This window comes from Bacillus sp. SD075 (assembly GCF_017355165.1).
Taxonomy (GTDB): Bacteria; Bacillota; Bacilli; order Bacillales; family DSM-1321; genus Peribacillus.
Genome location: NZ_JADILK010000029.1, coordinates 38265 through 59014, shown reverse-complemented (window position 1 = coordinate 59014; position 20750 = coordinate 38265). Strand labels below are relative to the sequence as shown.

Below are 20750 nucleotides of genomic sequence, written 5' to 3'. Positions count from 1 at the left end.
CTGCCCCGTTAGTACCATAAGAAAAAGCTGTCTTAAAGACAGCTCTGATTTTCAGCCAACGCCCCATTAGTTAAGGGGTATTTAGTTCCTTTTAGTTGTACTTTATTAAAAAGATACAAATACCGTTATATTTTCTTATATATATCTGCATAAGCTACTTTTAACTGCACTCTTAAATCTTTATTCTCTTGCTCTATTCTTTTGATTTTACGTATCAATGAATCGATTAGAGCATCTTTGTTATTGTCATTCATTTTTCGTTGAATCTGTTTTTTAGTAGGAACGGTCACCTGCTGCTGCCTTAAAGAATCAATCCTTTCACGAAGGACTAGATTGTTATAAAGGGTCGCTTTTGCAACTCCTGCCTCACTTGCCACACTGTTAAAATTAATATTTTCATTTGCTCGAACAAGCCGTTGGATCGCTTCATCTACCTTTTTAGTGGTAGCTGCCCTACGTTCTTTATGGACTTGTTTTAAATGTGTTTGCAGGTTAAATTTAGACATTAATGGACTCCTTCTTTCTATTTAGCCGATCTAAGCGACCAAAAATAATATTCCCCTCTTCAATAGTGTTTAAGATGTTTTGGTATCTTTCCAAGTTCATTTTATTCTTTTCAGCTATTTCAGTCCTTCCACGGCCTTCTAAGATATCAATTGTTTTTGTCGCTGTCTTAATTAATAATTCGTATTTTTGTTTATCCAAATCAGAGAATCCAATCGCTAAATCCTTGCATGGACTTCCACCATTACATGTTAAGCATGGCGGTTCCTCTGAATAAGGACAATTACCGTTAATTCTTGCGTGACAGCTTCCGTAAGGATTATCTATAGCGTTTAATTTATGATCTCGCCACAACATCTCAAGTAGATCTGAAGGTACTTCTTCGTCCGAATTAACCTGCTTCATTTCACCGTTAAAATCAAAACTAAACAATCCATTTTTCATGGCTTCTTCGAACACTTTACGCTTCGTACCATCTAACAATTTTGCATATCTAAGGGTCATTTCAGGTGAAGCATGTGCCAAAAGTTCTTGAACTGTAAGAATATCAGCACCACTATTTAACATCTTTACTGCATATGTGTGTCTAAATTGATGGATTCTAAAATGATAAATATTCCCCTTTTCATCGATTATCCTTCTTTCACCTGCAAGTTCGTTAAGTTTTTCGCTAACCCAATTATTCGAAAAAGGACGTCCCTTTCTAACTCCTCTATATCTTACAAAAACAAACCGATTTGGGTTGTTTTCTTCATTGCTATATTTTTTTGACTTGTCTATTAACACGGCGAGAATATTCGCTAAATCTTCATCTATTGGTATAGAGTGATCTTGGACATTGGTTTTGGAAATGTCCGTTACAATTTGATATTTCCCATTCAGTTTTACTAGGCAATCATGATTAAGCCTTAAAGTATCAGATAATCGTAAGCCTGTTTTAAAAGATATCCATATTATGGGCTGCACATCTTCATGAAGATAGCTTAGATTGTCAAATAACTGCTCTAAGACATCATCTGGGATGTAGTTTACTTTATCTGACCTTCTTTTATATTTTGGTTTATCTTCCGGGAAAATAAGTACTCTAATATCCTTTTCAGGTGCTAAATCTGAATAAACTTCTTGTAAACCCTGAAGATATTTTTTAACCAAGGATACCGCCTTTATGATATAGTGGCGTGAATTTGTGACTCTTTGATTATCCTTTAAGTCTTTGTTTAGTTGCTCAAGATATTTTTCAATATGATTTCTAGTTAACTTGGTCAAGTCATCCCAATCAGGTTCCAGTGAGAAAATAAAATCTAAGAATGCGGGAATACAGTTCAAATAATTTCTGGCCGATCCCCAGGTTAAATCATTTGACAATAAACGGCGTTTTAAATATTTTTTCGTTTCCTCACGAAATCTCATATTATTAATCGCTGTAAAGTCCATTTTAGTTTGACTGGCTGCCTGATTAAAATATACACCATATTCTTTATTCAGGTTTTTAGCTTCCCAGATGTCTTTTTCCCATTCATCTCGAAAGTCTATTAGTTTATTAAACTCAGTTAGAAGATTTAATAAGTACTTGGCCCGGGGAGACTTAACTTTATATCCATCCCGTTTGCTAATGTAAAAAGTCGATACTCCGTTTTTCTCTAACCAAGATAGCCACTCCCTGTTCGCCTTGTCAATATTCAAATCAGTGAGAGAGTTGAGATTGGGGTATTTTTCATTTACAAAACGGTTAAATAGTTGAATGTTATTGGCTTTTCCAACAAACAAAGTGTTCATGGTCCATTCATCCTGAAATATTTTTCTATACACGAAAAATTTAAGTTCTAAATTAATTAGCTCGCTCTTGAATGGAAAATGGATTATTTTCCTATTGAAAGTAGGATTCTCCAAATAAGATTTAAAATTAGAAATTGTCCTAAAAAAATTAATATGCCATGAATTCTCAATTAAAAAATAAGGATTATTGACAATTACTTTATGCACATTTTCATCCCCATCAATATTACGAACCACATAGGACGATAATTCATTCCTCATATAATCGTGTACACTTTCAAAATCCCGGCTTAATAAAGGATTAATACTCATTCATTGATTCCCCCAGGATTATTCTTGTTGTAAATCTTAAAAGCATGTTGAGCTTTTTCCCAATTATTGCGAATATCTTCTTTAGAAGGGTGAAGGTATAAGTTCATGGTTGTTTGAATATTACTGTGGCCTAACCGTTCTTGAACTTGTTTAATATCACCAGTTTGTTTGTAGTATAGAGTCGCGTGAGAATGCCGTAATAGGTGAGGATGAACAGAGATATTGCTTTTTTTCCTTAATCGTTTAAATAGAGCTGATACATCTTGATAATTCATGCCCTGACCTGCATTTTTCCCACGTAGTTTGACAAATACGAAATTTTTATGAATATCCATTTCATCTAAAATTTCGTATAGGTAGTCATCATACAAATCCATTAATTCTTGGGAAACATAAATTTCTCTTTCTCCTGTCTTCAATCTTGCTCCATTCTCTAATTCTCCCCGATCAACTAAGCGTATCCGGTGACCATTTTTGTGATCAAACACAAAGTCCTCCAGGTAGAGTGAAAGTAGTTCTCCAATCCTTAGTCCTGTTTCAAATAGAGTTTGCAAAAGCAGCCTATCTCTAATGTTACTAGTTGCTTTAATTAATTCACTTACATCCTCTTTAGTTAATGTGTTAATTTTTTTCCTCTTCTTTTTGATTTTTAAAATGTTCTTATGTACTGATTTATTTTTATTCACATGGTAGAGGAAATCTTTATATTGTCTCTGTCCTCTATTAAAGTCCTCCTGCATAACAGTATCAGCTAATGCTTTTGGAATTTCTTCGTTTCTGAAAAGGTAGTTGTAAAAACCTGTAACTGCCGTAAGAATCAAGTTAATTGTACTCTCTGTCTTTCTAGCCTTTGTTTTGGAAATAGGAGTAGTATTTAAGCTTTCAAAAGGGTTTCTTAACCATCCTATAAATTCTACTAAGTGTTCTAATTTTACCAGGCTATAGTTGATATTCTTTTGATTTAAGTAATCGAAATATTGTTTCAATGCGTAGCAATAAGTCTTTTGCGTATTAGTACTCTTTCCCGTTATATCTAGATATTTTAGGTATTTTAACACCGGAAGAATAGGAACTCCCTCATCATCTATGAGCATGTATCTTTTGCTGTGATTCTCTAGGAAAACTTCTTGAACCCTCATTTACTAAACTTGCCCCCCTATACTAAACATAGTAGACATATTTTCTTAAATCTTCTTAATCATTTTAATATACAAAAAAAGAGAATTAATGGTCGTATATTGAACATTTTATCCTCTAATTATTATAGTATAGTTAATCGTTATTGTGGCGTGTATATAAGCGGACCTTACCGGCCGCATCAACGGAATATATTAAGCGGATGCCGTCGAGCTTCAGCTCCGTTAAGTAATCGGAGGAGTCGAACGGATCATCGGATTTGTGCAATAGCATTGGCGATATGAACAACGTAATTCACCTCGTCTATAAGTTTAACATGGCGCAGGTGGAGCGAACCATTTTCGCAGACTAGTAGATTATTGGAAAAACCCCGACCTATTGGTCGAGGTTAGTAAACTATGCGTGATATTTGCGTAAATTGTTCCTTTGTACACTGAATAAGGGTTTTGTGCTCAACGCCCTCTTCGTCGATTAAATAAATGTAAGCGTTTGAAGTTTCTTTTTTCATTGCTCGGACTGCTACATCAGCGATTGCACCGACCGAACCTACAAGAGCAGTACTTAGAATCGTGCTGCTTTTAGGTTTACCGACGTTTCGACTTTCACCGTGTTCCCACTCAATCCGTGAAAGTTTGAAGTGTTTTTGTCCAAATGCAGTTGTAACCTTGACCTTGCCTGGCTGACTCCACTTCATTATGGTCATTCTGTTAACGCTTTCTTTAGCTTCCACATTATTAGTTAATACGTGACCACCTGCCAATACGCTGACTTGAATCCGAGGTTTAATAACCTGTTTCCAAAATCCCATAATAGCACCGTCCCTTTTCCTTTTAATTATATGTACGCATCCGCCTACGAATGGGTTCATTTTTCCTCGTAAGCTTCCGCAATTATTTCGTTAAATATCTTCGTGTTTCTTCGGAAAGAAGGACCCCGTAATCTGGCCGAAGTTCATAACTAACGCGCCGATAATAAGATTCCGCGTTTGCTCATCTCCGTAAAACACAAATAAGGCCGCCGACAAAACGATCAGCAGTCCGAAGGAAAAGAGGTATTGGAATTTAATCCGCTTGATAATCGTCATCATTAGAACATCACCGCCCAGGTCTTAGCGCCAACGATGCCGTCAGCCGAAAGTTTCTTACGTTTCTGATACGCCTTGACCGCTGCTGCCGTCCCTTTGCCGAAGATACCGTCAGGCTTAACGCCAACCGCACGCTGGATCCGTTCAACATCCTTACCCTTCGACCCGACTTTTATAACCTTGCCCGGATACTTGACGATAGAAGCAACGGGTTTGGTAAGATCTTCACATCTTGTTAAAATAGTCCAAATTCCATTTAAATCACTTTCAATAAGTCTTTTCATTAATGCCAATGCATGTTCATCAGCTAATACAGCTTGGTGATCATTTGAGTATGGTTCGTCAGGAGTTAAGAATAATTCACTAAGCATCGGTAAAAATTCTTTTATTTTCTTCTTCCTTGGAGTTTTCAAAACTCTTAGACTAGCACTTGAACCTTGTACTGCACAAACACCAAATCCATAAAGTGCCCCATGCAAAGAAATAGTTAACCATTTAAACCAATATTTATCTTCTCGGTTCTTATAATGAAAACTAGCCTTTTCTAAATAATCAATTGCATTATCAAGCTCATTTATTCTTAACACTACAAAAATCACCTCATAAGTATTTTATTACCTTTGAGGTATTATGTGAATTTTATCTAGTCTTAATATCTTAAATGCTATATTTATGTATTACTTATGTATTCTATCCTGGTTTTCTATGTAATATTTATTCTATAAAGGAGAAAATTTAATATCCTTCTTTAAATTTTCTCCTTATAAGTACGATTCAAACAGATTTTCTGAATAGATCTGGCTGTAACACCTAATTCCTTCCCTTTTATAAGTGTCTACTCTATAGGGTCCAGGTTAAAAAACTGGCTAACCTTATAATACGAACGCACCATTAAGAGTAAAAGGGTGTGTTACTCCTAATGAAATCACAGTTTTATTAATCCTCAAAAAGATACAATTACAAATGTTTCAGCTACTTCAACAATCAAGACTATAATTTCTTAGTCACTTTAGCACAATCCAGTTTCGCTTAAGTAATTGTCCTTTAATTATATTGTAATAGGACAATTTTTGATTCCCATATACATACTGCGAGGAGGTATGTATATGTTTGTTGAACATAACAGGTATTCTCCAAAAGAGATTAACTGGATTCCGATTAAAAAAATAAAGCCCTTATACATCCCACATATTACAAAAACGTTTTATAAAAGGATGAATATTAATTTTCACTATCTTGATACTTTTGATTTACTTCTACCTGTTGAAAAACATCCTCAAAAAGAAGAGTATTTTTTAGTAGGAAGATATGATTGTTATCTTTTCATGATTAACGAAACAAATTTAAAAGAAGTTCCCTGTATAATTGAAGAATTCACAGGAAAACCCTCACAATACCTAAAAATACTTCGCAGGCTTCATAACAAAGGGGATTCAAATAAGACTAGTAAGCAAAGCCTTCTAAACAAGCTCCAAGCAAGAAATTTATCTATATCACAGGTCATAAAAATGACTGGATTCACAAAACAAGATTTAGAGGATTACCACTACAAACAAACTGTCCCACAGGAATATATAAACAACCATACAACAGAAAAAACCTTGAATTGGATTGACAACCTCAGTCTCGATAACACTGTAAAAGATTTCTTATATAAAAGTGCAGGTCTTCCGCAAAGTAACAAAGAAAGACTGACAGATGAAAAACGCAAATTTCTCCAATACTTCTTTAAACATGCCAAACGATTCGAGCAGCTCACTATTCCAGAACAAATTGAAGTACTGGCTACTGCTTTAAATTTCCGAAGTGTAGTAATGTCATTTTTACAAGAAAAAATTTACAGGTATTTAGATTGATATTTTTTTCAAATCCACTTTGTTAAGATTATGTAACAAAGTGGATTACATCATTAACCTCTTGTTTACAAATCATACTGGATTGCGTTTTGCTCTAGTTGTTCCTCATCCTGACCAAGCACCAACTTTGCCCAAGCTTTCCCCTCTATTACTTTCATATTATTCAATTTCAAATCATAAGGAGCAATCATTTGTTTTTTACTGAGAAGTCCATATTTGCGGATAATATAAACCAGTTATCATAATTCTGTAGCTCAATGTACTTGATTGCCTTACTAAACAAGGTAGACTTCTGACTCATCTTTTCAGCTTCACAATGGATGATTTCCTTTAAGTTAGTATAACTTACGAATGCTATTTTCAATTACATCATTGTCTTTCTTTTTAGGTAAATTGTGCCACACACAAATGAATTTGATGATATTGAACATTTTGTTGATAATGATAAACTTAGTAGTCATAAGATTAACACGGAATAATACACCATAAACAAAAAGAGCAGGGAAACTCTCACTACTCTCTTCGTGTGTGTATAATAAATAATATTATGATAATGATAGTTGCCGTTTTCACGTTAGTGAAAAATGAGCAACTGCTTAAGAGGAACGGAGCGGTAGCGTAGGTACGGGGTGGCTACCCAATATTTATTCAAAGTAAAGATAGGCTAGGCAGCCCGTCATGAGTTCGTTTCTCACTCATTCCTCCCCGCCCATTAGACCAATCTCCGCTTTGCTCCGATTAGCCTAATGTATCTAAATCAACATAGAACATACTCCATACTCCTCATCTTATTTCTTTATATAGAAGGGATGAGGAGTCTGAAGTTGTCTTATAATATTTCTTGAACAATCTCTAAATCATGATGTCCTAATTTAACAAAACCATTTTGGTTCCAATTTACTAATTGCTCCCCATCATTGTAGATGTCAAATTGCAATAAATACACTGGATAAGGAAGGTTGTTAGTTCCTATAATGTAACACAAGTTGTATTCTGAGTATTGATTCTGAACAATGATATTACCGAACCAATTTATTGCAACTGAGCTATCTAAATTGTCACCCTCTTCTACATCAGCGCTAGGGAAATGAACATTGTCTGTAACTCTAAATGTTCTATCTCTTTTTTCAACTATAGTCTGGCCTTCTATTAAACACCTTTCGTTGGTTAAGGCTGTACTACTCGCGATTAATTTATCTATTAGCCTTTTCATCACCGATCCTCTCCCCATCTTCCCTACATGGAAAGTATAGTTTCAATCAGGACATTTACCCCTTTTTCACAGTCTTCCCAACTAGTAAGTTCATCTTCGCAATGACTTTTTCCATCTATGCTTGGAACGAAGAGCATAGCGGTCGGAATATAACTGGCGATGAATTGTGCATCATGGCCAGCTCCACTGTCCATTCGTTTATAGGAATATCCGAGATTTCCAGATGCTTTTTCCAAGTCAGCGCAAAGCTTTTTATCGAATAGAACCGTGTCGCGATCCCAAAGCTTGGTCACTTTGATTTCGCACCCTTCATTATTTTCTACTTGCGATAGACCTTGAATGATTTCTTCTACTCGTTTAATAACTTCCGCATCCTTATGTCTGGATTCAATCGTAAACACGACTTTATTTGGAATGACGGTATTGATATTCGGAAAGATATTGAATCTCCCCATCGTATAAACCAACGCCTTATCGAGTTTGCTCAGCTTTTCCCGCGCTTCTGTAATAATATTGATGGATGCCATAAGAGCGTCTTTTCTCATCTCCATCGGGGTGGTTCCTGCATGGTCGGACACACCGGTTACTTGCATTTCATAGCTACACATGCCGATTACACTTTCGACCACACCAATCCTTACATTTTCATTTTCCAAAATTGGACCTTGTTCTATATGTAATTCTAATAAAGCGGTCGCTTCTTTTAGACGGTTTTCTTCGCTGCCGTTATAACCAATTGCATTTAGAGCTTCTTCAAAAGTGATACCATCGACATCTTTCACTTTCATCATCTTTTCTTTTTCGAATTTCCCTGATAACACGCCTGAAGACATCATAACAGGTTCAAATCTAGCGCCCTCTTCATTCGTAAAAGCGACAACAGTAAGGGGAAGACGCAGTTTAATATTGTTTACCACTAAAGTACGAGCTACCTCCATACCAGCAGCTACTCCCAATATTCCGTCAAAACGGCCACCTTTTTTGACGGTATCTATATGCGATCCGATTACAATCGGAGGCTTATTTTCTTGTCCTTCCAAGGTGGCATAGATATTCCCCATATCATCCACTTTGATGGTCATTCCCAGTTCTTCACAGAAAGAACAAAAGAAATCTCTTGCTGCTTTATCTTCTTCTGACAGGGACAAACGGGTAACGCCATTTTTTTCTGTTCGTCCAAAGTCAGCAAATTTCTCTAATGTATCCTTTAATTTTTCCTCGTTTACGAGTACCATTTGTTTTTCCATCATTATATGCCCCTCTCTAGCCATTGATCATTTTCCTATCTTTTTACAACAGTGACCAAATAACAAAACGACTTTCCATCATTACCATATGCTATTTCTATCGGCATTTTTACAGTGTAATATTTTCTGCCTTATAAGCATTATTCTTTTCTAAACAAGACACCCAATTCGTGGACTTCTCATATACTTCAGCGATATTCATGATTTTTCCATCGTCATACGGCTTCCCAATTAGTTGGAAGCCTACCGGCATTTTCTCTTCAGTAAAACCACACGGAACACTGATAACGGGAAATCCTAGTAAATTCCCGAGCGGAGTCCGGCCTAATGTGAAAATATTATTCAATGATTCTTCTGGCTGGATGCTGCCAATATCAAAAGGCGGGATTGCATTTGTTGGTGTAAATAGAACATCCAGCCCCTGCTGAGACATTGACTCTAATACATGCCCTATAAAACGTTTGCGAGTATTTCTGGCTCTGATATATTGTGTGGCAGGAACGCTACGTCCTAAGTTCAGACGGTAGGCGATATCTTTTCCATATAGTTCAGGCGTTTTTGCGAAATTCTCCTCGTGGAGCGTATACGCCTCCGATTTTGAAATCATTTTTTGTGCTTCAATTGCCTCTTCCAAATCTTCGAGTTTAATAGAAACCACTTCTGCGCCTAGTTCCATTAATTGCAGCAATGCCGCTTGCACCACGTTTTTCATTTCTGGATCCATACTTTCAAAAAAGTACTTTTCACATACACCTATTCTAACCCCATGCAAATCCGTGAGTTCCGTACCTAAATCGATAAGACTAACCATTTCCGGATCAGCCATGATTCTCAGCATGATGCGGCTATCAGCTACCGTTCTCGTCATTGGGCCGATGTGATCGAGTGTCCAACTTAATGGCATACAGCCATCTGTGTTCACTAGATTATAAGTTGGCTTTAAGCCGACTATACCGCAAAGTGCAGCCGGCAGGCGAATCGATCCGCCTGTATCCGTTCCAACCGCTCCGAAAGCTGTCCCTGTTGCCACTCCAACAGCGGAACCGCCGCTGGAACCGCCAGGTATTTTTTTTATATTCCATGGATTCCGGGTAGAACCATAATGGGGATTTTCTGTAGTAGCGCCCATGGCAAACTCGTGAAGATTGGTTTTGCCAATGACGATTGCTCCGGCAGCCTTCAATTGTGCCATTACCTTAGCATCCCGCTCTGCAATGAAATGTTCAAACACCTTTGAGCCGGAAGTTGTAATGCTGCCCTTCATTTCAAAAATATCTTTAATTGCAATCGGCACTCCGTGAAGGGAACTGCGGATGTTCCCTTCTGCAAATTCTTTTTCCATTGACACTGCTTGTTTCAAAGCTTCCTCCTTCAACACCGTAATATACGCATTAAGGGTAGGCTCAAGTTCTTCAATTCGCTCTATAAGCTGTTTTGTTAATTCTACCGGTGAGATTTCTTTTCTTTGTAAAAAGCCGGAAATCGTCTGTATATCCTTAAAAAACAATTCCTTAATCATTAATCTCCTCCAATTCAAATCACATTTATTTTTCGATAAACTTCTCCCAAATCCCCTTGCAGGGTCAAAATGGAGCTTAATAATTTTTTCGTCAACTCATGTTTAGGATTTTTAAACAACTCCATCGTCGAAGCTGTTTCAATCACTTCCCCCTTTGATAAAACCGCCACTCGATCACAAAAATAAGCAACTAAATCCAGATTATGTGCGATAAATAAATAGGTTAAGTTAAATTCTTTTTGTAAATCCATTAATAGATTAATAATCTGTGCTTTAACGGAAACATCTAGTGCGGATACCGGTTCATCGAGAACGAGAAATTTAGGTTTCAAAATTAACGCTCGTGCAATTCCTGCCCGCTGCCGCTGTCCGCCAGAAAGTTCGTGCGGGTAGCGGTCATAGAAGTCAGCTCTCAAACCAACCACCTCTAGCATATGGAGAGTTTCTTTGCGAATCACTTGGATATCTTGATTGACTCCAAATTTAAGCAAAGACTGAGCAATTTGAGAACCGATTGTTTTACGTGGATTAAAGGCTGATCCAGAATCCTGAAAAACAATTTGGACTTCCTTTCGCAATGCAGCCATCGATTTTTTAGATAAATCCATTAACGACTGTCCTTTGTAGATAATGGATCCGCTTGTCGGATCGATCAATCTGAGTATCATTCTTCCAACTGTCGTTTTGCCTGACCCAGATTCACCAATTAAACCAAACGTCTCTCCCTCACGGATGGAGAAACTGACATCCTTGACGGCTGTCACCTTTTTACCGGGAAGCAATATACCATTTTTTCCGCCATAGATCTTTTGCAATTCTTTTACTTCAATTAAAGTATTGTCTTTCATCTTTAACGGCTCCTTTCAGTCAACACGCAGCGCACTAAATGATTTGAATTATACCGATTTTGTTTTTTTAATAACGGCTTCGTTACATGACACTCATCCTTAGCTAAATGGCAGCGGCCGGAAAAACGGCAGCCCTGCGGTAATTCCAAGAGATTTGGCGGTTCTCCCTTTATCTGAAATAATGGTTTTTTGACCATGGTTTCCTTAAATATCCAGTCCATATCAGGAATACATTTTAGTAAACTTTGCGTATAAGGATGCTGGGGATAATTAATGATATCGCCAACTGCCCCGTTTTCGACAATCTGTCCGGCATACATGACAGCTACCTTATGTGCGATTCGGGCAACGACGCCAAAATCATGTGTAATGATTAAAATAGCCGTACCGAATTCGCGATTTATTTTGACAAATAGATCTAATACCTGTAATTGCACGGTTGGATCCAAAGCAGATGTCGGTTCGTCAGCAATAATTAAATCTGGACCACAAGCAAGTGACATCGCAATAACCGCCCGCTGCCGCAAACCACCACTTAATTGATGTGGATAAGACTGGAAAATCCGTTCCGGATCATCAATTCCCATTTGAGCCAAAAGAGATAGGGCCTTTTCCTTTGCTTGAGACTTCGTCGCTTCCGTTTTTGCCACCATAATTTCAACAATTTGTTTACCGACCCGATAAGAGGGATCCAATGATGTCATTGCATTTTGTGCCACCAGAGAAATTCTTCTTCCTCTAATTTCCTGCATTTTATTTTCACTGAGGGTAATGACGTCTTTACCGTCTACTTTAATTGAACCGTTATATTCTTCTATCAAATTTTCAGGCAGCAGTTTCAGGATGGAGTTAATGGTCATCGATTTCCCAGAACCGGACTCCCCGACAATCGCCATGATTTCACCTTTTTGCACAGTAAAGTTAACATCCTCTAAAACGGTTAGAATACCGTCAGCCGTTTTTATTTTCGTAGAAAGATTTTCTATATTAAGTAAAATACTTTCTTCTTTTAGTGAAGCAGCCATTTTCATCTAACCACCCTTTCCTCTTTGCCTGTATAAAAACTTCTCTCAGCCTTTAGCCGTTTGTCCTACACCGACTCCTGTGGTTTTTTCTGTTTTCACTTTCTTCTTAGCTTTCATTTTTGATTGTTCATATGGATCTAGGGCATTTCTTAATCCATCACCAATCATACTGAAGGCAAAAGATAAGATTAAAATGGCGATGCCTGGAATGAATGTAACATGCGGATACCCTTGCATTAACACTTTACTGCCATCACTTGCCATTCGGCCCCAGTCAGCTGTCGGAGGCTGAACACCAAGCCCGATAAAACTTAAACCTGCTACCGTTACAATCGTTACACCAGCAAGTGTTGTCGCATATGCGATCAAACTCGGTAATACGTTAGGGAGAATTTGCTTAAACATGATTTCCAACTCTCCTATTCCAAATGCTTTGGCAGCCTCCACATATTCCTTCTGGCTTTCTTGCAGGACATCTGTATAAACAACTCGTGTCATATAAGGAATGCGAACAATAATCATCGCAATAATGACATTGAGCAACCCTGGCCCTAAAATGGCAGCGATGGCAATCGCCAATAACACGGCCGGGAAAGCAAAAAAGATATCTATTACTCTCATAATCAAGGTTCCGATAAAACCTTGATAATATCCTGCTATAATTCCAAGTGCAATACTGACAACAGCTGCAATGACAACAGGAACAACCGCTGAAATTAGGGATGTTTGCGTTCCAAAAATGATTCGGCTTAAAATATCTCTTCCTTGTTGATCTGTTCCCAGGATATGTCCGTCTGTTCCTGGAGTTAGCAATCGGTTACTTCCTTCTGCTACCGTATTCGGATCATACGGTGCAACAAAGTTAGCAAAGATTGCTAGAAAAACTGCTAATAGAATAATAACCGCTCCTATTGAAGCCATTTTATTGCTGAAAAAAGCTCTACTTGAGAGTTTCCACTTCTCAGCCATCCCTTCACCCCTATTCTGCTTTTATAGAATCCTGTAATTTGGGACTCAACCAAACGTTTAATAGATCGACAACTAAATTAACTATGACAAAGGTTAAGGAAATTAAGAGAATGCCAGATTGAACAGTAGGATAATCATTGGATGTTACGGCTGTATAAAGTTGCTGTCCGATGCCAGGCCAGTTAAATACAACTTCACTAAACAAAGCCCCTCCCATAATATACCCCACCTGCAATCCAGAAATATTGATGACTGGCGGAAGAGAATTTCGCATCACATGCACAAAGTTGATTTTTGTTTTGGAAAGACCAAACGAGTGAAAATATTTTACATAATCTTTTTGTAGCACATCAAGAACCGTACTTCTTGTTAATCTGGCAATCACAGCAAGAGAAACGGTTGCTGTTGCAAAGGCTGGTAAAACTAAATGATGAAGTAAATCCATAGAGCCGCCGGGATTTCTCATATTATACATTCCGCTTACCGGAAACATTTGTAATTTAATTGCAAATAACCACATAAGCATTAAGGCGATCCAAAACACTGGCATACTGGCACCAATTAATGCAGCTCCCATACTTACCTTATCAATCACACGATCTTTTTTTAATGCACTGATGAGCCCTATGATAACCCCTAATGTAATACATATTAGTAAACTAGCGACTGTTAAAATCAAGCTGTTCACAAATCTTGGCAGAAGTTCATTTATAATTGGTTTATGAAGAGTATAAGAATAACCTAAATCCCCCTTAAGCAAATCCATCATCCATAATCCGTATTGTGTCAAGAGCGTTTCATTCAATCCCATCTCATCTCGTAAGGCTTTAACTGCTTCTGGTGTTGCATCACTACCGAGAATTGATTTGGCAGGATCTCCCGGTATCATTTGGATTAATAAAAAAACAATAATTGTAACCCCAAAAAGCACAGGGATTGTTGATAAGATTCTTTTCAGGATATATCTCAGCAATTAAGCGCCTCCTAACCGATTCACTATAATGACAATAACTTACAATTGGACAAAACCCGAGAAAACAATTTAGGTATAATGTCTTCTACGGGTTAGCCCTTGCTAATGGATCATGTACTTTATAAACTAATTATTCTTCAATATATACAGGTGCTAATGTATACCATTCTTCTGATGGTATAACGAATCCTTTCACACGGGAATTAATAACATAAGGTGCTGAATCATTGACAATCGGAGCAAACGCTGCATCCTCCATAATTATTGATTCTGCCTGTTTCCATAACTCCAATGCCTTATTTTCCTCTACAGAGGTAGAAGCTTTGTCAAGAATTTCATCTAACTTTGGATTGACATATTTACCAGAGTTAAAGCCTCCTGGTGCTACAAATTCAGAGTGGGCAACCATAGATAGGAAGTAAGGAGATGTACGGCCAGATGACATTTGGTTCATTCCAACATCTGGTTCCATTCCATTACTATAAGCAGAATAATAAGTAATCCATTCCTGAGTATCTAAAGTAACATCAATTCCAACTTCAGCTAAATCCCTTTGAATCCATTCGGCTATATCAACTGGAATCAATTGTCCTGAACCATCAACAGATGTTTGCAGTGTTGTTTTAAATCGAGCTTCCAAGCCTGCCTCTTTTAAAAGCTGTTTTGCTTTTTCTGGATCATATTCATACCATTTTTTTTCACCACCATAGTTCACTGCACCAGGTGATTGAATAGTATAAGCTGGCGTTACGGTTCCATTTAACAATTCATTGGCAATTCCTTCTTTATTAATCGCATAATTAATTGCTTGTCTTACTTTCAGATTCTTCATATTTTCATTATCAAAATTAAACGTTAAATACCAAACATGCGGAGGTGTACCTGAAACAACCTTAAATCCTTGATCTTTCAAATTTTCAATAGAATCAGGAGACGGAACAGCAATAATATCGACCTCATCATTTTGAAGTGCTAACACCCTTGCTGCCGGGTCTGATAATGGTCGAAAAATCACTTTATCCAGCTTAGCCTTTTCTCCCCAATAGTCTTCATTTTTTACAAGGGTAATATGTTTGCCTCTTTCTCTGCTATCGAACTTAAACGGACCTGTTCCAACCGGATTTTCTCCCATACTATCATTGCCATTCTTTTTAATCGCCTCGGGACTAACAATTTGCAATGAATTGATTTGTGCCAACATTCTCGGAAATTCTGAGAATGGAGATGTTAAATGAATATTAATGGTGTTATCATCCACTACTTCACTGCTCTCAAAAAACTTCCAGGTTCTAAAGGTACGTCCCACTCCCAATTTATCGTAATATTCAGAATTTTCATCTGTTAATCTTTTAATGTTAAAGTCTACTGCTTCCGCATTAAAATCTGTTCCATCATGGAATTTAACCCCTTCTCTTAAATGGAACGTATAAGTTTTACCATCTTTAGAGACATCCCAACTTTTCGCTAATACAGGGATTAACTCTGGTACTGCTGATTCTTCTGATGATTTGCTTAAATCTTCCCCAATTAGAGGTTCAAACATTTGATTCGTGATTCTCATCGTTACCCATCCACCTGCACGATGCGGGTCTAGAACATCTGCTTCTGACTCCATCCCGATGATTAATTCTCTACCACCAGAGCTTTCTTTGCTATTATCAGCGGATGATCCTGAATCAACATTACATGCAGTTAAAATGAGTACGAAGCTCAATAAGATCGATAGTGCCAAACTTTTCTTTTTCATTTTTTTCCTCCTATGTAAGTAAAAAAATTACTTCTATTATATATAGTGAATCTGGAAAGCATTGTTTTTGAAGATGAAACGATGTTCTAGTTGTCTATCCCACAAGTGACGTTTCCCTTAAGAGGGGCTTTTAAGATGAGGTTTTTATTTAGAAAACTGATCAGCCAACCCATTTATTTCCCAACGATTATTCAGTATGGTTATTACTACTTCATTAAACTCAGAAACTATCTCACAAATATCTGTCACTAATGGTTCAGGGCAAACGACAGCTATACGAAATTTGATAGGCCTCAACTCCCTCTGTAATCTTTAATTATCTTATGAGGTTCATTATATTCTGAAAATTAATAGTATTCAATACTAGTGTCAGGAAATCTCACACATAATTTTCCGTAAAATAGTCCAAACTGCTTGTTTCCCTCACTTCACAGAGTAATTTTATCTCTCTAACGTTAATTAATGTTATAAAATATAACATGTTAAGAATCTCGTTTTTTCCTTTATAAAACTTCCAGATAGACTAAACCCAAATTATTTCTCAAGATTTTGCAGGAAATATGTTCTACAGAAACAGATTGCGCAAAGAATGGAAAGCCCATGATACCAAGAAATTTCCGCAAAGAGTTCTATAATCTAAAAGAGAAAATCGACTCACCTAAAATGACCTTAGACTTACACATGTTCCTATTTTGATTCAATAAAATATAAATGGGAAGCTATCTTGGAACGAGTAGGTCATGCTGATATTGAAACAACGCTGAATACTTATAGTCATGTCTCACATAATAGGCAGAAATCATCTGGATTATCCAAGTCTGGTGAAATATTTAGAATGATTACATATCTCCACTCGTTTTTAATTTTTCCTAAGTCCACAACCTGCTGAACCTACTTCATCATTTTCTTCACCCTAGGATAAGGTGATTGAGCACTCCTATTTGATTTGGTTTTGTTAATTACAACTCTCTGATTTTTGTTATAGTATCCTTAGTGCTAAAATCATAACTCTCAGCATAATGAGCATGAACTTGATCAGAGCCTTTGCCCCTAGTTGCCACTAATCATGATAGCTTGCCATCGTTTCTTCTCTTAATCTTTTCACATGTGATTTCCATTAATTTATGACCGTTCTCCGATTCTAAAAGAATCACCCTTACCAACGGTTCGATTCTAATTCTATGTATTAACCCAACATACTCCCAAAACGTAAAAAGCACCTAAACGGTAATAAACAAACAAAAAGCACTTATCCTATATAAAGTAAGTGCTTTTTGAGAAGAATTTATTTATCTTTATCTTTATCTTCTTGCTCATCTTGATCCGTTTTCTTATTTAATTTATCGTCTACAGAATCTGTATCAGAAATTGCACTTGCCCCAACCCAGATCCTAATTCGGTCTTTTGCATTTAGTTTTACTTCCTCATCAATAAACATTGAGACAGTGACTAATGCTCCAAATAACCCTGAGAAATCGTCCGTATATCCACCAGGCAATAAATCTGGAATTAAATCAATCGGAAGGATGAAATATCCCAAGGCACCAATAATTACTGTTTTTGCCCAAACAGGGGTTTCTGGCTTTTTAAGTGTGTAATATAATAATAAAGCTACATAAACAACTGAAACGCCTGCTTTTTTACCAAACTTTTTAATCTTCTTCCAAAATGAATCTTCAGAAAAATCATCTGAGTATTTAGTTGTATCTATTATAATCTCCTCCTATTCCTCATCAATATTTTACCATATTAATAGGAAGATTACCTATTTACACCCTACGCCTACAATTGACATCAATTCCTCACATGATTAAATCTCATTCTAGTAACTTTCTATTATATAATGAAACTAATAAAATAAATCAACATATGGAGGGTACATTCATGGACATAAATGAAAGACTAGCATTAGAGTCATTGTTATCTCCTGAATTAATCAGCAAACTGAAAATCTTATCAGATAATACAGACATGCCTATCCCTGAATTATTAGAAATATCTGTATCGTCACTCCTAGAAAAGATGAGCAATCCTGCCGAACTAAATATTGGACTTAATAATAAAGAAATGATTTTAAGAAATAAAATTATCATTAATCAAAATAAAGAAGTATTAAATAAATAGATACAAAAAAGTACTTAACCGTTGCAGGTAAAGTGCTTTTTTTAATTGAAGAGTTCCTTCAATTAAATATTTTTACTTTTAAACAAGTATATTGAAATAAACATTTAAAATTTCATCAATTCAAATCCTTCTTGTATTTCGAATGCTGAGTTTTGGTATTTCAGTTGATATTTCCGTTCACCGGTAAAATCTCTAATTGATCTGTACTTTTTATAACCGGGTGAATATCATGTAAATCAGTTCACATATAACTATAAATATTTTCTTTGTTTAAAATCAATGAAATGAACTTCAATAAATGGACCGATCTCTTTTACAAGTTCATTTATTATTCTACTAACAATATTCCGTCGGCAATCGGTCGTCCACCTGTTGCATCAAATGGACTTGTGACTCGATGATCCCCAACCGTCATAGTCGTCGATCCGCCGCCGTCAAGATTGATGGCATTGACGGCTCCTAATAACTTCATGACTTTCGCACTCTCTTCAAAATTAGGGAGCTGTTTTTTATATCCAAAGTGGCTCACTCCAAAATTTCTTTTTCTCTTTTCAACTTTAACTTCAGTTAGAATTATACATTAAAAAGGTCGATAATCTAGTGCATTATTTCACAATCCTTGCTGTATTATCCTTGTATCCCTTGATTCACCAGATATTTCCTTTCAATCTATAATCCCTTATACAAAGCTATATTTCGACAAATTCTAAATTTTTTTCATTAATCGATATTGTTAACATCATACAAAACTGTTAAGAAACTCGTATTCAATTGTTCATTTTTTCACAAATTGTTCACAATCTCAATGAAACCGCTTACGTTTATTGGTGTATAATGTACATATACTAATTGATGTCCTGAGATTACATCAATTGGCATACATTTTCCATAAATAATTGACAGTTAGCATACATTTGACTTTTATAATACCAAATAGAAAGGAACTAATCAGATGATCTTAAAATCATTGAAGAAAGAGGGCATAACAACCATCACTTATTATAATAACGGATTATTAAAAACATGTAAGGGCTCTATGCATAAGCTTAACCTTAATGATCAAACCCTTTCCTTAATAGATGAAAATCAAAAAATTTTCTCTATTCGTTTATCTGGTATCAAAGAAATTCATTAACCTAAATGCTTATATTAGGGATCCCAATAATCTCTTTTATAGATTATTCTTCACTATCATACATTTATCTTTAGAACTACGAATTTACAACGTTAAGAAAATTCCAATATTAAAAAGCTCAATTCCCTTGTATTTAAAAAAATAAGAGTCCTATTGAAATAACCACATCACTTACAAAGAGTGTCAATACACAATAACCCTTTTATATCCTTAGCTTTTAGTCCTGCGATAGCTATAGCAAGAGCTGGGAGTGGGGAGTGCCCAGAATGTTTGAATATGGTTAGTCCAGGAGCCTCCCCAGGCAGCTGATTAAAAATTCCTTCTGTCCTACTAATTAAGTATCTGCTCTATTCCCATTCTCCTGAGCTCTCGTAATGACTCTCCCCCTATTAAAAAAGCAATATCCCTATTCGAATAATGCTTCACAACTTCCCTTTTACTTCGGTACCGTCTTTTAATTTGGTTTCCACAAGCACTAGGCCTTTGTGTATAGAAAGTCCTTGCAACAATGATTTTAAACCTTTTCTTTCAATTTCCGGAAAACTGACTTTACTGCCATCCTTTTCAATTGCCTTAATAATCATGCGGTTAACTCTCTTTGAAGTAATAATCAAACTACCCATCTTAAAATCTCATAAGGAACGGGAATGGAGAATCCTTTTCCTTTACTTTCACCTTAACTTTTAACATAATCTACTCAATCACCACGAAAACTTTATCACAGTTAGCCGTGGTGATATCACCAATCCAAAATATTCACCTCAAATTAATCCTTTTGAGTGAGCATTTCGATTAGCCGTGCAGTAAATTCAATCTTTTTTTCGTTGGAGCATTCAATATTAAATAAACGCTAATAATCCTTCAAGTTCCGATTATGATACGTGAAATAGATATTTTATGCATAATTAAACTTGGATGTTGCCACATGATTTTATCTAAGCTCTTTTGTTATACACTTTTAGCTGTATGATATTCATCATCGCTAACGCTAACAACCTGCTTATGTCTCCGCTGCTACAAACCATAATTCTTTTGTAAATACAATATATTTTAATATTCTAACGTGGTCTCCTCCCAAATATATAATTTTTGTTTTTTTACCATTATACTTTCCCTCGTCCTTTCGTTACATCCCTGTACAAGAAAATACAGATAATTATTCTTCTACACTGTAAGATTTGATATGTTATACTCTCGGGTCCTCCCTTTTGCTCTTTCGCACCTAAAAATCCCCTTTTAATAATTTGAAAATGAACAAGAGTTTTTTTAATTCTATGAAGG

20 protein-coding genes and 2 pseudogenes are annotated in these 20750 nt (G+C 36.3%); 3 read left to right on the top strand and 19 right to left on the bottom strand.

The features are described 5' to 3' along the window. Positions 1–125: 125 nt before the first annotated feature. The 6 genes from IOC57_RS17660 to IOC57_RS26340 all read right to left on the bottom strand — a co-directional run bounded on the left by IOC57_RS17660 (position 126) and on the right by IOC57_RS26340 (position 5400). Positions 126–506, bottom strand: coding sequence for a DUF6262 family protein (locus IOC57_RS17660; RefSeq protein ID WP_207439920.1), 381 nt, complete (start codon positions 504–506; stop codon positions 126–128). Continuing rightward, the gene (locus tag IOC57_RS17655; protein WP_207439919.1) at positions 499–2592 is read right to left on the bottom strand and encodes a tyrosine-type recombinase/integrase; all 2094 of its coding nucleotides are present in this window, start codon (positions 2590–2592) and stop codon (positions 499–501) included. Before IOC57_RS17655 ends, IOC57_RS17660 begins: the two co-directional genes overlap by 8 nt. Beyond that, positions 2589–3731 (bottom strand): tyrosine-type recombinase/integrase, encoded by a 1143-nt coding sequence (locus tag IOC57_RS17650; protein WP_207439918.1) that lies wholly within the window; start codon positions 3729–3731, stop codon positions 2589–2591. Before IOC57_RS17650 ends, IOC57_RS17655 begins: the two co-directional genes overlap by 4 nt. Positions 3732–4117: 386 nt before the next feature. After that, the gene (locus tag IOC57_RS17645) at positions 4118–4597 is read right to left on the bottom strand and encodes a hypothetical protein (RefSeq protein ID WP_207439917.1); all 480 of its coding nucleotides are present in this window, start codon (positions 4595–4597) and stop codon (positions 4118–4120) included. 30 nt (positions 4598–4627) lie between these two features. Continuing rightward, positions 4628–4816: a hypothetical protein gene (locus IOC57_RS17640; RefSeq protein WP_048683874.1), complete on the bottom strand. Its 189-nt coding sequence runs from the start codon at positions 4814–4816 to the stop codon at positions 4628–4630. Further along, positions 4816–5400, bottom strand: a complete 585-nt coding sequence (locus IOC57_RS26340) for a peptidoglycan-binding domain-containing protein (protein ID WP_207439916.1) — start codon at positions 5398–5400, stop codon at positions 4816–4818. The genes IOC57_RS17640 and IOC57_RS26340 overlap by 1 nt, the downstream gene beginning before the upstream one ends. Positions 5401–5919: 519 nt before the next feature. Here IOC57_RS26340 and IOC57_RS17630 point away from each other — a divergent pair. After that, complete coding sequence (locus IOC57_RS17630) at positions 5920–6669, top strand: hypothetical protein (RefSeq protein ID WP_207439915.1); 750 nt, start codon at positions 5920–5922, stop codon at positions 6667–6669. A gap of 65 nt (positions 6670–6734) precedes the next feature. Here the strand turns inward: IOC57_RS17630 and IOC57_RS26550 are convergent. From IOC57_RS26550 to IOC57_RS26545, 10 genes and pseudogenes are all read right to left on the bottom strand, one after another. Continuing rightward, positions 6735–7033, bottom strand: a pseudogene (locus tag IOC57_RS26550) (DUF6884 domain-containing protein). A 465-nt stretch (positions 7034–7498) separates the two neighbouring features. Continuing rightward, positions 7499–7882 carry a hypothetical protein gene (locus IOC57_RS17625; RefSeq protein WP_207439914.1) on the bottom strand — a complete coding sequence of 128 codons (384 nt, stop codon included), beginning with the start codon at positions 7880–7882 and terminating at the stop codon, positions 7499–7501. Positions 7883–7905: 23 nt separating this feature from the next. Further along, the gene (locus tag IOC57_RS17620) at positions 7906–9129 is read right to left on the bottom strand and encodes a Zn-dependent hydrolase (RefSeq protein ID WP_207439913.1); all 1224 of its coding nucleotides are present in this window, start codon (positions 9127–9129) and stop codon (positions 7906–7908) included. Between the two features lie 109 nt (positions 9130–9238). Continuing rightward, positions 9239–10648, bottom strand: a complete 1410-nt coding sequence (locus IOC57_RS17615) for an amidase (protein ID WP_207439912.1) — start codon at positions 10646–10648, stop codon at positions 9239–9241. Between the two features lie 14 nt (positions 10649–10662). Further along, positions 10663–11496, bottom strand: coding sequence for an ATP-binding cassette domain-containing protein (locus IOC57_RS17610; protein WP_207439911.1), 834 nt, complete (start codon positions 11494–11496; stop codon positions 10663–10665). A 2-nt stretch (positions 11497–11498) separates the two neighbouring features. Then, entirely contained in the window at positions 11499–12521 is a 1023-nt protein-coding gene (locus IOC57_RS17605) for an ABC transporter ATP-binding protein (protein WP_207439910.1), read from the bottom strand. A 45-nt stretch (positions 12522–12566) separates the two neighbouring features. Further along, on the bottom strand, positions 12567–13490 hold the full coding sequence (locus IOC57_RS17600; RefSeq protein WP_207439909.1) for an ABC transporter permease: 924 nt from the start codon (positions 13488–13490) through the stop codon (positions 12567–12569). A 10-nt stretch (positions 13491–13500) separates the two neighbouring features. Continuing rightward, positions 13501–14463, bottom strand: coding sequence for an ABC transporter permease (locus tag IOC57_RS17595; RefSeq protein ID WP_207439908.1), 963 nt, complete (start codon positions 14461–14463; stop codon positions 13501–13503). Between the two features lie 130 nt (positions 14464–14593). Further along, positions 14594–16210 carry an ABC transporter substrate-binding protein gene (locus tag IOC57_RS17590; RefSeq protein ID WP_207439907.1) on the bottom strand — a complete coding sequence of 539 codons (1617 nt, stop codon included), beginning with the start codon at positions 16208–16210 and terminating at the stop codon, positions 14594–14596. Between the two features lie 1285 nt (positions 16211–17495). Then, on the bottom strand, positions 17496–17927 hold the full coding sequence (locus tag IOC57_RS26545; protein ID WP_207439924.1) for a YkvA family protein: 432 nt from the start codon (positions 17925–17927) through the stop codon (positions 17496–17498). A gap of 167 nt (positions 17928–18094) precedes the next feature. Between IOC57_RS26545 and IOC57_RS17580 the strand changes: the two genes are divergently transcribed. Beyond that, positions 18095–18334: a hypothetical protein gene (locus IOC57_RS17580; protein WP_207439906.1), complete on the top strand. Its 240-nt coding sequence runs from the start codon at positions 18095–18097 to the stop codon at positions 18332–18334. A 328-nt stretch (positions 18335–18662) separates the two neighbouring features. Here IOC57_RS17580 and IOC57_RS17575 read toward each other — a convergent pair whose 3' ends face one another. After that, on the bottom strand, positions 18663–18863 hold the full coding sequence (locus tag IOC57_RS17575) for a phosphodiester glycosidase family protein (RefSeq protein WP_309487725.1): 201 nt from the start codon (positions 18861–18863) through the stop codon (positions 18663–18665). A gap of 423 nt (positions 18864–19286) precedes the next feature. On the opposite strand from IOC57_RS17575, the gene IOC57_RS17570 reads away from it, so the two are divergent. After that, entirely contained in the window at positions 19287–19469 is a 183-nt protein-coding gene (locus tag IOC57_RS17570) for a YolD-like family protein (protein WP_207439904.1), read from the top strand. Between the two features lie 133 nt (positions 19470–19602). Here the strand turns inward: IOC57_RS17570 and IOC57_RS26005 are convergent. Next, positions 19603–19778, bottom strand: a pseudogene (locus IOC57_RS26005) (TIGR00366 family protein); the annotation flags it as partial. Between the two features lie 113 nt (positions 19779–19891). Next, complete coding sequence (locus tag IOC57_RS17565; protein ID WP_286184970.1) at positions 19892–20092, bottom strand: hypothetical protein; 201 nt, start codon at positions 20090–20092, stop codon at positions 19892–19894. Between the last annotated feature and the right edge of the window lie 658 nt (positions 20093–20750).

What these genes read in the sequence shown, in the direction of transcription:
- IOC57_RS17660 (WP_207439920.1), bottom strand. Translation starts at nt 506, where the DNA reads ATGTCTAAATTTAACCTGCAAACACATTTAAAACAAGTCCATAAAGAA.
- IOC57_RS17655 (WP_207439919.1), bottom strand. Translation starts at nt 2,592, where the DNA reads ATGAGTATTAATCCTTTATTAAGCCGGGATTTTGAAAGTGTACACGAT.
- IOC57_RS17650 (WP_207439918.1), bottom strand. Translation starts at nt 3,731, where the DNA reads ATGAGGGTTCAAGAAGTTTTCCTAGAGAATCACAGCAAAAGATACATG.
- IOC57_RS17645 (WP_207439917.1), bottom strand. Translation starts at nt 4,597, where the DNA reads ATGAACCCATTCGTAGGCGGATGCGTACATATAATTAAAAGGAAAAGG.
- IOC57_RS17640 (WP_048683874.1), bottom strand. Translation starts at nt 4,816, where the DNA reads ATGATGACGATTATCAAGCGGATTAAATTCCAATACCTCTTTTCCTTC.
- IOC57_RS17630 (WP_207439915.1), top strand. Translation starts at nt 5,920, where the DNA reads ATGTTTGTTGAACATAACAGGTATTCTCCAAAAGAGATTAACTGGATT.
- IOC57_RS17625 (WP_207439914.1), bottom strand. Translation starts at nt 7,882, where the DNA reads ATGAAAAGGCTAATAGATAAATTAATCGCGAGTAGTACAGCCTTAACC.
- IOC57_RS17620 (WP_207439913.1), bottom strand. Translation starts at nt 9,129, where the DNA reads ATGGAAAAACAAATGGTACTCGTAAACGAGGAAAAATTAAAGGATACA.
- IOC57_RS17615 (WP_207439912.1), bottom strand. Translation starts at nt 10,648, where the DNA reads ATGATTAAGGAATTGTTTTTTAAGGATATACAGACGATTTCCGGCTTT.
- IOC57_RS17610 (WP_207439911.1), bottom strand. Translation starts at nt 11,496, where the DNA reads ATGAAAGACAATACTTTAATTGAAGTAAAAGAATTGCAAAAGATCTAT.
- IOC57_RS17605 (WP_207439910.1), bottom strand. Translation starts at nt 12,521, where the DNA reads ATGGCTGCTTCACTAAAAGAAGAAAGTATTTTACTTAATATAGAAAAT.
- IOC57_RS17600 (WP_207439909.1), bottom strand. Translation starts at nt 13,490, where the DNA reads ATGGCTGAGAAGTGGAAACTCTCAAGTAGAGCTTTTTTCAGCAATAAA.
- IOC57_RS17590 (WP_207439907.1), bottom strand. Translation starts at nt 16,210, where the DNA reads ATGAAAAAGAAAAGTTTGGCACTATCGATCTTATTGAGCTTCGTACTC.
- IOC57_RS17580 (WP_207439906.1), top strand. Translation starts at nt 18,095, where the DNA reads ATGGACATAAATGAAAGACTAGCATTAGAGTCATTGTTATCTCCTGAA.
- IOC57_RS17570 (WP_207439904.1), top strand. Translation starts at nt 19,287, where the DNA reads ATGATCTTAAAATCATTGAAGAAAGAGGGCATAACAACCATCACTTAT.
- IOC57_RS17565 (WP_286184970.1), bottom strand. Translation starts at nt 20,092, where the DNA reads ATGGGTAGTTTGATTATTACTTCAAAGAGAGTTAACCGCATGATTATT.